This window comes from Streptomyces sp. SID11385 (assembly GCF_010548245.1).
Lineage (GTDB): Bacteria > Actinomycetota > Actinomycetes > Streptomycetales > Streptomycetaceae > Streptomyces.
Genome location: NZ_JAAGLR010000237.1, coordinates 1 through 13,711 on the forward strand (window position 1 = coordinate 1; position 13,711 = coordinate 13,711).

Here is a 13,711-nt window from a genome sequence, read left to right on the forward strand (position 1 = left end):
CGGGCGGCGCGGACGTGGACCCGGCGAGGTACGGGGCCGCGCGCGAGCCGGAGTGCGGTCCGCCCGCGCCGGAGCGGGACGCGTGGGAGCTGGCCCTCATCGCGGCGGCCCTGGCGAGCGGCACCCCGCTGCTCGGCATCTGCCGGGGCATGCAGTTGCTGAACGTGGCGCTCGGCGGCACCCTGCGCCAGCACATGACCGGCCACGAGGGCGGCCGGGGCGTCTTCGGCACCCACCCCGTCCACCCCCGCCCCGGCACCCGCTACGCGGACCTCGCCCCCGGGCCCGTCCAGGTCGCGACCCACCACCACCAGTGCGTGGACCGCCTCGGCACGGGCCTCGTGGTGGGCGCCGAGTCCCCGGACGGCACGGTCGAAGCCGTCGAGCTGCCGGGCCCCGCCTGGACCCTGGGCGTCCAGTGGCACCCGGAGATGGACCACACGGACCTGCGGGTGACCGAGGCGTTCGTCCGCGCGGCGTCCCCGGTGAGCCTGACGGCCTGAGCCCGCTCCGCCGGAAGCGTCCGCTGTCTACCCGTTTCCCCTTGTCAGCGAGAGCAAGTCCCTGGCCGCTCCCGAGGGCCGTTCGCCGCGTCGCCACACCGCCCGCAGCACCCGTCCCAGCCCCAGGCCCCGCACGGGGACGGGCACCAGCGTGCCCGCGGCGACCTCCTCCCCCACGACCAGCTCGCTCAGTACCGCCGGGCCGACGCCGCTCAGCGCCGCCGACTTCAGCGCGGTCGTCGAGGACAGCTCCAGCAGCGGGCGCTCCGGGCCCCCGTACGGGGCGAGCGCGGCGTCCAGGACTTCGCGGGTTCCCGAGCCCTCCTCGCGCAGGATCAGGGGCGTCGTGGCGAGGAGGGCGGGGTCGAGGCCGCCGGTGAGCGCGGTCCACGGGTGCCCGGGGCGGACGAGCACGAGCAGCCGGTCGCGGGCGATGACGGCGCCGTCCGTACCGGCCGGGACGCCGAGCCCCTCGACGAAGCCGAGGTCGGCCTCCCCATCCAGCAGCCCCCGCACGACCGTGCGCGTACTGCCCGCCCGCAGCGACACCGCCGTGTCCGGGCGCACCGCGCGCAGCGCGACGAGCCACCCGGGCAGCAGGTACTCGCCGATCGTCATGCTCGCCGCGACCCGCAGCCGCGAGTCGCGCCGTCCGCGCAGCGCCCGCGCGCCCGCGTCGAAGGCCTCCGCCGCCTCGGTCACGCGCCGCGCCCAGCCCGCCACGAGCACCCCGGTCGGGGTGAGCCGGGAGCCGCGCGGCGAGCGGGCGACGAGCCCGACCCCGAGCTGCCGTTCCAGGCTCCGCACCCGTCCCGAGGCGGCGGGCTGCGTGATGCCGAGTTCCTTCGCCGCCCGGCCGAGGCTCCCGAGCCGGTCCACCGCGAGGAGGACTTCGAGCAGCCCGAGGTCGGGGACGCGCCGGGCGAGCGAGCCGCCCCCGGGGCCCGCGCCCGCGAGCGGGCCGTCCGTGATTCCGCTCACGCTCCGTGGCGGCTCCTCGTCCCGCCCGCTCCCCGAACCGCCGTCCGCCCTGCGCCCGTTCTGCCCGCTCATAAGCCCAGCTTATGCCCTCATAGCCACATCGTCCCTGGTGAGGGCCCTGACGGCCCGGAGAAGATGGATGCATGAGCCTCCCATCCGTCGCCGTGGCCCCGTCCCCCGCCGCCTCCGCACCCGCTCCCGTCCCGCGTCTGCGCGGTTTCGGGCCGAACCACTACGCGGCGGTGATGGGCACGGCGATCCTCGCGACGGCGGGCAGCGGTCTGCCGCAGCACGTCGGAGGGCTGCGGGGGCTGTGCACGGCGCTGTGGGTGCTCGCGGCGCTCGCGCTGCTCGCCGTGCTCGTGGCGCGCGGCGCGCACTGGGCGCGCCACCGCGACCAGGCGCTCGGCCACCTGCGCTCCCCGGCCGTCGCCCCGTTCTACGGCTGTCTCGCGATGGCCTTCCTCGCGCTCTCGGCCGCGACACAGCGGGTCGGTCCCGACGTGCTCGGTCACGGCGTGGCGATGGGGGTCGCCGAGGGGCTCTTCGCGCTCGGCGTGGTGCTCGCCGTCCTGGTGGCCGCGGGGATTCCCGTGCTGATGATCGTGCACGCGCGGGCGCGTTTCGCCGATGTCTCGCCGGTGTGGCTGCTGCCGCTCGTCGCCCCGATGGTCGCCGCTTCGGTGGGTCCCGGGCTGGTCGCGGAGCTGCCTGCCGGACAGGCGCGCGAAACGCTCGTGTACGGGTGTCTGGCTCTCTTCGGCACGTCGCTGCTCGCGGTCCTCGTCGTGCTCCCGCTCGTCGGGGCGCGACTGCTCACGGGCGGGGGCTGGCCGGTTCGGCTCGCGCCCTCGCTCTTCCTCGTCCTCGGCCCGCTCGGCCAGTCCACGACGGCGACGGGCGCGATCGCGGACGCGGCGCGCGGGGTGCTCCCGGACGGGACGGCGGAGGGGCTGCGGATCTTCTCGCTCGTGTACGGGGTCCCCGTGATGGGCTTCGCGCTGCTGTGGCTGCTCATCGCCGCCGCGCTCGTGGCCCGCGCCCTGGCCGGGGGCCTGCGGCCCTCGTCGACGTGGTGGGCGTTCACCTTCCCGGTCGGCACGTGCGTCACGGGCGCGACCCAGCTCGCCGCCCACACGGGCCTGCCCGCGTACCGCTGGCTCGCCGCCGCGATCTACGTCTTCCTGCTGCTCGCGTGGTGCGCGGCGGCCTTCGGCACGGTACGGGAACTGGGCGCGCGCCCCGCGGCGGCGGCCTGAGCGCCCCTACCTGGGCGGCGCCTCGCCCGCCTCGATGTGGTCGCCGACCGCGACGACGAGGAGCCGCGTATCGGGCTCGGTGGCCCGCCACCTGTGCCGCACCCCGCCGCTGAGGTAGAGCGTGTCCCCGGCGCACAGCTGGTGGACGCGGCCCTCGGCCTCCGCGGTGACCGCGCCGTCGGCGACGTAGAGCAGCGAGTCGTTGCGGTACTGGAACTCGCGGCCCGAGTCGTGGTCGCCGCAGTACTCCATGGCCTGGAGCTGGTGCTGGCCCCGTACGAGGGAGCGCACGCCGGGCGCCGGGGCCATCAGCGCGGTGTCCTCGTCGTCGCTGCGGACGACGTCCACGGTGTGTGCGGGGTCGGCTGCGGCGAACAGCTCGTCGACGGTCGTCTCCAGGGCGTGCGCGACGGCGCGCAGGGAGCGGAGGGAGGGGCGGGCCCGCTCGTTCTCGATCTGGCTGAGGAAGGGCACCGAGAGACCCGAGCGGCGGGCCACGGTGGCGAGCGTGAGTTCGAGGGCGCGCCGGCGACGGCGTACGGCGTTGCCGACCCTCGGGGCTTCCTTCTCGTCCATCGCTGCCGCTCCCTCCTGCGGGCCCCGTCCACCGGGGCATGTGAGCAGCCTACGCAGTCGGGGCGCGCGAGGGGAGCCGAGTGCGGGAGTCGGCCCGCGCGGGAACAGCCGTGAGGGCGGGACCCCGGGATGGGTCCCGCCCTCACGGTGTGGGGACGGACGGCCGGAGCGGCGGCCGTCGTGGCGAAGCGGTGGCGGCGGACCCCGTACACCGGGTGTCCGTGCGCGCACACGGCGGAGGCCCGCCGTACCACTCCACGTCGAGATGGGGACAGCCCCCATCAGATCGGCTCAGCCGCCGAGGCCCGCAGGGCCGAGCAGCGTCGGCTGAGCCGAAGGGAGCGCGACGGTGTCGAGACGCCCGTCGCGCGCAGGTCGCGAGGAACGAGTGACCGAGCACGTCGGGTGACTCGACACCGTCATCGGCGCTCCCGGAGGCGAAGCCGCCGCAATTAAAGCGGCGCCATCTTGTCGACGATGTCCGGGTTCTTCTTGACCCAGTTGTCGACTGCCTCGTCCTCGTGCCCCGTTCCCTGCTTGTGCAGCTCGTTCTCCAGCGAGGAGAGCTGGGTGTCGCTCATCTTGAAGTCCTTGAGCCACTTGGTGAGCTGCGGGTACTGCTCGGGGAACTGCTTGGAGGCCACGGTGGTGATGCGGTCGCCCTTGCCGAAGGAGCCCTTGGGGTCCTTGAGCTTGGTCAGGTCGTACTGGTTGTACGCCCAGTGCGGCGACCACAGCATGACCGCGATCGGGTCCTTCTTGGCGTAGGCCCGCTTCAGCTCGGAGAGCATCCCGGGCGTCGAGCCGTCGACGACCTTGTACTCCTTGTCGAGACCGTACGAGGGGAGCACCTTGTTCTTCAGGATGTCCATCGTCGCGGTGCCCGGCTCGATGCCGATGACGCGCCCGTCGAACTCGTCGCCCTTGCCCTTGAGGTCGGAGAGGGACTTGACGTCCTTCACGTAGCTCGGCACGGCGATCTCCAGCGAGGTCGGCGAGTACCACTCGCCGATCTTCGTCAGCTTGCTCCCGTACTTGTCCCAGTAGTTCTTCTGGGTGTACGGCAGCCAGCCGTCGAACTGGACGTCGAGCTGGTTGCGGGACATGGCGGAGTACATCGGGCCGACCTCGAACTGCTTGAGGTTCATCTTGTAGCCGCGGTCTTCGAGGACGTGCTTCCACAGGTACGTGGCGGCGATGTCCTCCTCCCACGGGAACCAGGCGACGTTGATCGCGCGGTCGCGCTCGTCCTTGCCCGCGCCGTTCTTGAAGTCGACGGCGGAGGCGGAGGCCGAGGAGGCGCCCTTGACCGGGGCGAGCTTGTCGACGATGCCGGGGTTGTCCTTGATCCAGCCCTGGACCGCCTGCTGCTGCTTGCCCTTGCCGGCGTCCTGGATGGCGCCTTCGAGGCTGCTGAGCTGCTTCTCGCTGAGCTTGAAGCCCTTGAGCCACTTGGCGACCTCGGGGAAGTCGTCCGTGAAGCCCTTGCGCGCGAGGGTGTGGACCTTGTCGCCCTTGCCCCAACTGCCCTTCGGATCGCTGAGCTTGGTCATGTCGTACTTGTCGTAGGCCCAGTGCGGGGACCACAGGGTCACCGCGATCGGCTCCTTCTTCTTGTACGCACGCTCCAGCTCGGCGAGCATGCCGGGCGTCGAACCGTCGATGACCTTGTACTTCGACAGGCCGTAGTCCTTCACGACCTTGTCCTTGAGCAGACCCATCTCACCGGCACTCGGCTCGATACCGACGATCCGGTTCTTGAACTCCGACTCCTTGCCCTTCAGATCCGCCGTGGACTTCACGCCCTTGACGTAGGAGGGAACGGCGATCTCCAGGGACGTGGGCCCGTACCAGGCACCCATGTCCTCCAGTCTGTCGCCGTACTTGTCCCAGTACTGCTTGTGCGTATTGGGCAGCCAGGAGTCGGTCTCGAAGTCGACCTGGCCGTTGGCCATGCCGGTGTAGAGCGCTCCGGCCTCGTACTGCTTGGCCGAGACCTTGAAGCCTCGGCGCTCCAGGATCTCCTTCCAGAGGTACGAGGAGGCGATGCCCTCGTCCCACGGAATGAAGCCCATGTTGACGGTCTTGCCCTTGCCGACGTTGACGTCGGTCTGCTGCACGGGGGCGAGCTTGTCGACGATGCCCGGGTTCTTCTTGATCCAGGACTTGACGGCTTCCTGCTGCTTGCCCTTGCCGGCGTCCTGGATCTCGCTCTCCAGGCTGGCGAGCTGCTTCTCGTCGAGCTTGAAGTCCTTCAGCCACTTCGCGGCCTCGGGGAAGTCCTTCGAGAAGCCCTTGCGCGCGAGGGTGTGCACCTCGTCGCCCTTGCCCCAACTGCCCTTCGGGTCGCTGAGCTTGGTCATGTCGTACTTGTCGTACGCCCAGTGCGGCGACCACAAAGTGACCGCGATCGGCTCCTTCTTCTTGTACGCGCGCTCCAGCTCGGCCAGCATCCCCGGCGTCGAACCGTCGATCACCTTGTACTTCGACAGGCCGTAATCCTTCACGACCTTGTCCTTGAGCAGACCCATCTCACCGGCACTCGGCTCGATACCGACGATCCGGTTCTTGAACTCCGACTCCTTGCCCTTCAGATCCGCCGTGGACTTCACGCCCTTGACGTAGGAGGGAACGGCGATCTCCAGCGAGGTCGGGCCGTACCAGCTGCCCAGGTCCTCCAGCTTGTCGCCGTACTTCTTCCAGTACTGGGCGTGGGTCGTGGGCAGCCAGGAGTCGGTCTGGAAGTCGACCTGGCCGTTGGCCATGCCGGTGTAGAGCGAGCCCGCCTCGTACTGCTTGGCGTCGACCTTGAAGCCGCGCTGTTCGAGGATCTCCTTCCACAGGAAGGTGGAGGCGACGCCCTCGTCCCAGGGGATGTAGCCGACGCTGACGGTCTTGCCCTTGCCGACGTCGGTGGCGTCGACGGTCTTCGCGTCGTCCGAGCCGCCGAAGACGCCCATGCCGCCGGCGACGAGGGCAAGGATCACGACGCCGACGACCGCGACGGTCGGGCGGGGGCGGTACGACCAGAGCTTGAGGCCCTGCATCGCCCGTACGCGCGCGGTGGCGCGGCGGCCGAGCGGCGAGATCTGCTGGCCGAGGACCGCGACCACGCGGTCGAGGAAGATCGCGAGGATGACGATGGAAACACCGGCCTCGGAGCCGAGCCCGATGTCGACGTTGCCGATGGCCTGGTAGACGGAGCCGCCGAGGCCGCCCCCGCCGATCATGCCCGCGATGACGACCATCGACAGGTTGAGCATGATGACCTGGTTGATCCCGGCCATGATCGTCGGCAGGGCCAGCGGGAGCTGGACGCCGAGGAGCGTCTTGCGCGGCGTGGTGCCGAAGGCGTCGGCGGCCTCGACGAGTTCCTCGTCGACCTGCCGGATGCCGAGTTCGGTCATGCGCACGGCGGGCGCGAAGCCGAAGATGATCGTGGCGACGATCCCGGCGGGGACGCCGACCCCGAAGAAGAAGATCGCCGGGATCAGGTAGACCATGGCGGGCATCGTCTGCGTGAAGTCGAGCAGCGGTCGTACGATCGCGCTCGCCCGTTGCGATCTGGCCGCCCAGATACCGAGTGGCACCCCGATGATCAGCGCGATCACGGTGGAGACGATGACGAGCGCGAAGCTGTTCATCGCCGGTTCCCACAGTTCCAGCGAGTCGATCAGCGCGAAGCCCACGAAGGAGAGCACTCCCGCGGTGAGCCCGAGCAGCCAGAAGGCGATGACCGCGAGTATCCCGGCGAGCAGCAGCGGCTCGGGACCGTTGAGCACGGCGTTGACGCCGTCGTACATGCCCTTCGTGCACGTGGCGATGAAGTCGAAGAGCCAGGAGAGATTGTTCTGGAGCCAGTCGACGATCGAGTCGACCCAGTCCCCGAGATGAAGCCTAGGCACGTGCACTCACCTTTCCGGTGGCGCCCTCGGGGCGCTGTTCCGGAGTCTTGGCGAGCGTGGCGCCCTGCTCCTGGGGGGTCATCGGCTCGCCGAGGACGGCGAGCAGCCGGTCGCGCGGCACGACGCCGACGAGCGAGCCGTCCGCGTCGGTCACGGCGACCGGCACGGCGCTGGTCGAACTCGGTCCGAAGAGCTGGAAGATCGGGGTGGTGTCGCGCACCGTGGCCGGCGCCGCGGCGAGGACGTCGGCGGGGGCGCGCAGATCGCTGCCGTACGCGGTCTCGGGCTCGGCCATGATGGCCCCGGCCGTGAGCACGCGCGAGCGGTCGACGTCCTGGGTGAAGGCGGCAACGTAGTCGTTGGCCGGGGTGACGAGGATGTCCTCGGCCGTCCCGGTCTGCACGATGCGGCCGTCGCGCATGACGGCGATCTTGTCGCCGAGCCGCATGGCCTCGTTGAGGTCGTGGGTGATGAAGACGATGGTCTTCTTCAGGCGCTTCTGGAGTTCGACGAGCTGGTCCTGCATGTCACGGCGGATCAGCGGGTCCAGCGCGCTGAACGACTCGTCCATGAGCAGCAGGTCGGCGTCGGTCGCGAGCGCGCGGGCCAGGCCCACGCGCTGCTGCATGCCGCCGGACAGCTCGTCGGGCCAGGACTTCTCCCAGCCCTTGAGCCCGGTGAGTTCCAGTGCCTCGGTGGCGCGGCGCTCGCGCTCCTCGCGCGGCACGCCCTGCACCTGGAGGCCGTAGGCGGCGTTCTCCAGGACGCTGCGGTGCGGGAAGAGCGCGAAGTGCTGGAAGACCATGCTGATCTTCTTCGCGCGCACCTCGCGCAGCCCGGCGGCGCTCAGCTCGGTGAGGTCCTGCCCGTCGAAACGGACGTGGCCCGCGGTGGGCTCCAGGAGCCCGTTGAGCATCCGCAGCAGCGTCGACTTCCCGGACCCGGAGAGGCCCATGACCACGAAGATCTGGCCCTCGTCCACGGAGAACGAGGCATCGATCACGGCGGCCGTGGTGCCCTCGGCGCGAAGGTCCTCGCGCGCGGCACCGTCCTTCAGTCGGCTGACGGCGGTCTCGGCTTGTCTGCCGAAGACCTTGAACAGATTCTCCGCTTGTAGCTTTGCCACAAACACCTCTCGGATCGCACGGAAAGCGGCCCGCCGCCCCCTGTCGCGGCGAGCCGTGAAGCTTGCGGATTCCGTCCGCTGACCCGAGTCGTTCCAGTCGGCGCGTCGGGTTCGCTCCGGGGGCGCTGCTGCCCGAGGTCATACCCATCAAACGATTATGTGATTCAGATCACTTCTCGATCGCCCCAAAGTGCTTGCGTTACCTCCCCGTTATGGTGTGGGGTGTGCGCCCACACCCGGGGAGGGGCGCGCACCGCAAAGGTTCGGCCACGGCGCCGCGGGTGCGGCAAGATGCCAGGCGTGACGCAGACTCCCCGGCTCATGCTCCTCGACACCGCCTCGCTCTACTTCCGCGCCTACTTCGGCGTCCCCGACTCGGTGCGTGCCCCCGACGGCACCCCGGTCAACGCGGTGCGCGGCCTACTCGACTTCATCGCGCGGCTCGTCCAGGACCACCGCCCCGACGCCCTCGTGGCCTGCATGGACGCCGACTGGCGGCCCGAGTGGCGGGTCTCCCTCATCCCGAGCTACAAGGCGCACCGGGTCGCCGAGGAGACCGAGCAGGGCCCCGACGAGGAGGAGGTGCCCGACACCCTCTCGCCGCAGGTCCCCGTGATCGAGGCCGTCCTCGACGCGCTCGGCATCGCGCGGCTCGGCGTCCAGGGGTACGAGGCGGACGACGTCATCGGCACCCTCACCACCCGCGCGCACGGCCCGGTCGACATCGTCACGGGCGACCGCGACCTCTTCCAGCTCGTCGACGACGCGCGCGGCGTCCGCGTGCTCTACCCCCTCAAGGGCGTCGGCAGCCTCCAGGTCACGGACGAGGCGCTGCTGCGCGAGAAGTACGGGGTCGACGGACCCGGGTACGCGGACCTCGCGACCCTGCGCGGCGACCCGAGCGACGGACTGCCCGGGGTCCCCGGCATCGGCGAGAAGACCGCCGCGAAGCTCCTCGCGGCCTACGGCGACCTCGACGGCATCCGCGCCGCCGCCGCCGACCCCGCCTCGAAGATCACCCCGGCCCAGCGCCGCCGCCTCGTCGAGTCGGCCCCGTACCTGGACGTGGCCCCCGCGGTGGTCCGGGTCGCGCGCGACATCCCCGTACCGGAGGACCTCGACGAGCGGCTGCCCGACGAGCCGCGCGACGGAGAGGTGCTGGCGGCCCTCGGGGAGCGCTGGGGGCTCGGCAGCTCCCTCGATCGCGTGCTGCACACCCTCACAGGGTGAAGTGCTAGCTTAGGCTTACCTAAGCAGATCGATCGGGGGGACCCCCATGGCTGACACCGAACGGCCCGCGCGCAAGGGCGGCCGCACCCACTCGGGGCAGGTGCTGCGCACCGAGCAGCTCACCCCGCACATGGTCAGGGTGGTCTTCGGCGGCGAGGGGCTCTCCGAGTTCGCCGCCGACGAGTACACCGACCACTACATCAAGCTGATGTTCCCGCGCGAGGGCGTCACCTACCCCGAGCCCTTCGACATGGCGCGGGTACGGGCGGACTTCCCGCGCGAGCAGTGGCCCGTGACCCGTACGTACACCGTGCGGCGCTGGGACGGGGCGGCCCGCGAGCTGACCGTCGACTTCGTCGTGCACGGCGACGAGGGCCTGGCGGGCCCCTGGGCCGCGGCGGCGAAGCCGGGCGACGTCCTGTACTTCGGCGGTCCCGGCGGCGCCTACCGCCCCGAGCCCGGGGCGAGCAGCCACCTGCTCGCGGGGGACGAGAGCGCGCTGCCCGCGATCGCGGCGGCCGTCGAGAGCATGCCCGCCGACGCGAAGGGCGACGTCTTCATCGAGGTCGCGGACGCCGCCGAGGAGCAGAAGCTCGACGTCCCCGCCGGGGTGAACCTGACCTGGCTGCACCGCGGCGAGCGCCCGGCGGGCGAGGCCCTCGTCGCCGCCGTCCGCACCGTCGAGTGCGACCCGGCCACGGTCCAGGTCTTCGTCCACGGCGAGGCCGGCTTCGTGAAGGACCTCCGCCGCCACCTCCGCCTCGACCGCGGCATCACCCGCGACCGCCTCTCGATCTCCGGCTACTGGCGCCTCGGCCACAACGAGGACGGCTGGCAGGCGAGCAAGAGGGACTGGAACGCACGAATCGAAGCCGAACAGGAGGGCAGCGAGGCCGCCTGAACGGCGCGGCCCCACCCGCCGAGGCCCGCAGGGCCGACCAGCGTCGGCTGAGCCGAAGGGAGCGCGACGGTGTCGAGACGCCCGTCGCGCGCAGGTCGCGAGGAACGAGTGACCGAGCACGTCGGGTGACTCGACACCGGCACGAGCGCTCCCAGAGGCGAGGCCGACGCCGTCGAAAGAAGCGCGCGACGGTGTCGAGGCGCCCGTCGCGCGCAGGTCGCGAGGAACGAGTGACCGAGCACGTCGGGTGACTCGACACCGGCACGAGCGCTCCCGGAGGCGAAGCCGACGCAATCAAAAGAAGCCGGCTGGCAGGCGAGCAAGCGCGACTGGAACGCACGAATCGAAGCCGAACAGGAGGGCGGCGAGGCCGCCTGAGTCCTTTCGCGGCTCCGGGCAATCGTTTCCTTGGGCCCGCCCCCGGCCGAAGGCCGGGGGCGGGCCCTCGTGCTGCGCGGGCCCGTACCGCCCGAGAAACCCACAGCGGGCAGCGTCCCCGTACCCTTGCTCCGTGCCGCGTCGTCCCCGCCCCTCGTCCCCCCTGCCCCAGCAGGACGGCATCGACGCCATCCGTCTCCGCGTGCCCGACACGCACGACGGCACCCTCCGCGCGTACCTGCGCTCCCGGCTTCCCGTGCCGCCGGGGGTCGTCGACGCGATGCTCGGCGCGGGCGAGTTCGTCGACGCGAGCGGGCGTCCGGCGCACGGCGAGGAGCGCGGTCCTGGCGCCACGTACTGGTTCCACCGCACCCGCGCCCCCGAGCCCGCCGTCCCCTTCCCGCTCCGCGTCGTGCACCGCGACGACCACCTCCTCGTCGTCGACAAACCCCACTTCCTCGCCACGACGCCACGCGGCAGCCACATCACCGAGACCGCCCTCGCCCGCCTGCGCCGCGACCTCGGCCTCCCCGCGCTGACCCCCGCGCACCGCCTCGACCGCCTCACCGCGGGGCTCGTCCTCTTCGTCGTACGGCCCGGCGACCGCGGCGCGTACCAGTCGCTCTTCGCGCGCAAGGAGGTGCGCAAGGAGTACGAGGCCGTCGCCGCGTACGCGCCCGCGCTGCCCCTGCCACGCACGGTCCGCAGCCACCTCGTCAAGGAGCGTGGCGCGATGGCGGCGCGCGAGGTCGCGGGCGCCGAGCCGAACAGCGAGACCCGCGTCGAACTGCTCGGCGTGCGCACCGCCCCCGCCCTCGCCGGCACTCCCCCGCTCCTCGCCCGCTACCGCCTGCTCCCCCGCACAGGGCGCACCCACCAGTTGCGGGCCCACATGAACGGACTCGGCCTCCCCCTCCTCGGCGACCCGCTCTACCCGCACGTCACCGACCCGGACCCCACCGACTACCGCCGCCCGCTCCAACTCCTCGCTCGCGCGATCGAGTTCACGGACCCGCTGAGCGGCGAGCGGCGCCGCTTCACGAGCGGGCGCACGCTCACCGCCTGGCACGACCCGCTTCGCTGGGCCCGCACCGCGCGCGGCTGAACGCCGGTCAGCGCCGCAGCCAGGCCCCCAGCGGACGGCGCGGGGGCGGCAACAGTGCCCCGGACTCCGCGCCACCGGCGGTCGCTTCCACCGGCAGGGGCTCCGCTGCCCCGCCCCCGCCGTCCCGCTCGGCCCGCTCGCGCCGCTTCTTCGCCGCCCGCCACTCCCCGGCCTTCCGCTCGGCTTCGAGAATCCCCTCCGGGACCTCGACGGGCATCAGGTCCTGCTCCTCCTCGGATGACGAGAAGAGGTTCACGCCCTTGGGGAGCGGCACCCCGAAGGTGCCGATGCTCTCCTCGTCGCGCTGGGAACGCGGTTCGAAGCGGACCGGGAGTTCGACGAGGTGACGGCTGAGCAGCGAGCCCGACCAGCGCAACTGCGCGGAGGGCACGGCGAGGCGCATGTCGGGGAACCAGGCGAGCAGGTCGTCCAGGGCGAGCTGGCACAGCTGACGGCCGAGGTACTGCCCCGGGCAGGCGTGCGGGCCGCGGCCGAAGGCGAGGTGGGAGCGGTTGTCCCGGACCGGCGCGTCGAGTTCGGGACGTACACGCGTGTCCACGTTCCCGGCGGCGTAGCCGAGCATGACGGCGTCGCCCTTCCTGATGCGCCGCCCGCCCAGCTCCACGTCCTGGAGCGCGTAGCGGCCCAGCATGGCGCTGAAGGGCGGTTCGTCCCACAGGGCCTGCTCGATCGCCTCGTAGATGTTGAGCCGCCCGGCCCCGACCCGGCCGCGCACCTCCATCTGGACCAGCAGGATGCGCATCGCGTTGGCGAGGAGGTTCGCCGTGGTCTCGTAGGCGGCGATGAGGACGATCCGCAGGTGCTCGGAGACCTCGCGGGGGCTCATCCCGGCGGGGTGGGCGAGGAGTTGCGAGGGGAGGTTGTCGCCCGGTTCCTCGCGCGCCCGCTCGACCTCGGCGCGGAAGAGCTTCATGAGGTGCTCGTTGCTCGCGTTGGCGGTCTCGGTGCCCTTGATGAGGTCGCGGGCCGCTTCGAGGAAGCGGTCGTCGTAGAGGTGCGACATGCCGAAGAGACCGAGCAGCACGATCATCGGAAGGCGCTCGCAGTAGTCCTCGGTGAGGTCGCAGAAGCCCTCCTCGCACAGGTCGTTGAGGAGGGTGTAGGTGCCCGTCTGCACGAGACGGCGCAGCTCGCGCAGGTCGATGACGCGAAGGTTCTCCTCCAGCGGCTTGCGCAGGCGCTCGTGCTCCTCGCCCTCGACGAAGGCGCAGACGGGCTGCCACATGAAGATGGGCGCCATGGGGTGGTCGGGGCCGACGGTGCCGTCCTGGAGCAGCCGCCACTCGCGGCCGTCCGTGGTGAACAGCTCCGGGTGCGCGCACACGAAGCGGTTCTCCTCGTGGCCGAGGACGAGCCAGGCGGGCACGTCGCGGGGCAGCAGCACGGGGGCCACCTCGCCGTACTCCAGGCGCAGCGTGTCGTAGAGCCCCTGCTGGTCGCGCTCGGCGTCCGGGCCGTTGAGCCTGCGGGCCCGCCCGGGGCCGATGTTGGGGTTGTCCACCTCCGTCGCCGGATCGCGCCCCTCCGGAGCGGGCACGCCGGAGTAGTCGGGGCGCGGCCGGGCGGGGGCGGCGGGGGTGCCGGAGGCGGCGGGTACGTGGGCGGGGCAGCCGGGCGGCGGGAGAGCGCCCTCGGGCGGGACGGGTGTGGTCACGGGAACTCCGGGAGAAGAGGTGCCGGGGGTGTACGGGCGCGGCGACACGGGGACGTGCGGCCGGCGGGGCGG

At 71.8% G+C, this 13,711-nt stretch carries 10 protein-coding genes; 5 read left to right on the top strand and 5 right to left on the bottom strand.

The genetic code is table 11. From position 1 onward, the window contains the following. On the top strand, positions 1 to 503 hold a 503-nt coding region (locus G3I42_RS07205), incomplete at its 5' end, for a gamma-glutamyl-gamma-aminobutyrate hydrolase family protein (RefSeq protein WP_164283462.1). A gap of 27 nt (positions 504 to 530) precedes the next feature. Here the strand turns inward: G3I42_RS07205 and G3I42_RS07210 are convergent. Next, positions 531 to 1,556, bottom strand: a complete 1,026-nt coding sequence (locus G3I42_RS07210) for a LysR family transcriptional regulator (RefSeq protein ID WP_164283464.1) — start codon at positions 1,554 to 1,556, stop codon at positions 531 to 533. A gap of 71 nt (positions 1,557 to 1,627) precedes the next feature. Here G3I42_RS07210 and G3I42_RS07215 point away from each other — a divergent pair, with 71 nt between their 5' ends. Then, a complete protein-coding gene (locus G3I42_RS07215; RefSeq protein WP_164283466.1) occupies positions 1,628 to 2,743 on the top strand; it encodes a TDT family transporter in 1,116 nt (371 codons plus the stop codon). A gap of 6 nt (positions 2,744 to 2,749) precedes the next feature. Here the strand turns inward: G3I42_RS07215 and G3I42_RS07220 are convergent, their stop codons facing one another. The 3 genes from G3I42_RS07220 to G3I42_RS07230 all read right to left on the bottom strand — a co-directional run bounded on the left by G3I42_RS07220 (position 2,750) and on the right by G3I42_RS07230 (position 8,350). Continuing rightward, complete coding sequence (locus tag G3I42_RS07220; RefSeq protein ID WP_164283468.1) at positions 2,750 to 3,319, bottom strand: XRE family transcriptional regulator; 570 nt, start codon at positions 3,317 to 3,319, stop codon at positions 2,750 to 2,752. A gap of 452 nt (positions 3,320 to 3,771) precedes the next feature. Continuing rightward, positions 3,772 to 7,224 carry an ABC transporter permease/substrate binding protein gene (locus G3I42_RS07225; RefSeq protein WP_164283469.1) on the bottom strand — a complete coding sequence of 1,151 codons (3,453 nt, stop codon included), beginning with the start codon at positions 7,222 to 7,224 and terminating at the stop codon, positions 3,772 to 3,774. Beyond that, the gene (locus tag G3I42_RS07230) at positions 7,217 to 8,350 is read right to left on the bottom strand and encodes a betaine/proline/choline family ABC transporter ATP-binding protein (protein WP_343244478.1); all 1,134 of its coding nucleotides are present in this window, start codon (positions 8,348 to 8,350) and stop codon (positions 7,217 to 7,219) included. The genes G3I42_RS07225 and G3I42_RS07230 overlap by 8 nt, the downstream gene beginning before the upstream one ends. Positions 8,351 to 8,671: 321 nt before the next feature. Here G3I42_RS07230 and G3I42_RS07235 point away from each other — a divergent pair, with 321 nt between their 5' ends. The 3 genes from G3I42_RS07235 (at position 8,672) to G3I42_RS07245 (ending at position 11,964) form a co-directional block, all read left to right on the top strand. Beyond that, on the top strand, positions 8,672 to 9,580 hold the full coding sequence (locus tag G3I42_RS07235) for a 5'-3' exonuclease (RefSeq protein ID WP_164283508.1): 909 nt from the start codon (positions 8,672 to 8,674) through the stop codon (positions 9,578 to 9,580). Between the two features lie 46 nt (positions 9,581 to 9,626). Next, positions 9,627 to 10,481: a siderophore-interacting protein gene (locus G3I42_RS07240; RefSeq protein WP_164283471.1), complete on the top strand. Its 855-nt coding sequence runs from the start codon at positions 9,627 to 9,629 to the stop codon at positions 10,479 to 10,481. A 511-nt stretch (positions 10,482 to 10,992) separates the two neighbouring features. Further along, positions 10,993 to 11,964: a pseudouridine synthase gene (locus tag G3I42_RS07245; RefSeq protein ID WP_164283473.1), complete on the top strand. Its 972-nt coding sequence runs from the start codon at positions 10,993 to 10,995 to the stop codon at positions 11,962 to 11,964. A gap of 7 nt (positions 11,965 to 11,971) precedes the next feature. On the opposite strand, the gene G3I42_RS07250 is transcribed toward G3I42_RS07245, so the two are convergent. Further along, entirely contained in the window at positions 11,972 to 13,639 is a 1,668-nt protein-coding gene (locus G3I42_RS07250; protein WP_164283475.1) for a cytochrome P450, read from the bottom strand. Positions 13,640 to 13,711: the final 72 nt, after the last annotated feature.

What these genes read in the sequence shown, in the direction of transcription:
- G3I42_RS07210 (WP_164283464.1), bottom strand. Translation starts at nt 1,556, where the DNA reads ATGAGCGGGCAGAACGGGCGCAGGGCGGACGGCGGTTCGGGGAGCGGG.
- G3I42_RS07215 (WP_164283466.1), top strand. Translation starts at nt 1,628, where the DNA reads ATGAGCCTCCCATCCGTCGCCGTGGCCCCGTCCCCCGCCGCCTCCGCA.
- G3I42_RS07220 (WP_164283468.1), bottom strand. Translation starts at nt 3,319, where the DNA reads ATGGACGAGAAGGAAGCCCCGAGGGTCGGCAACGCCGTACGCCGTCGC.
- G3I42_RS07235 (WP_164283508.1), top strand. Translation starts at nt 8,672, where the DNA reads ATGCTCCTCGACACCGCCTCGCTCTACTTCCGCGCCTACTTCGGCGTC.
- G3I42_RS07240 (WP_164283471.1), top strand. Translation starts at nt 9,627, where the DNA reads ATGGCTGACACCGAACGGCCCGCGCGCAAGGGCGGCCGCACCCACTCG.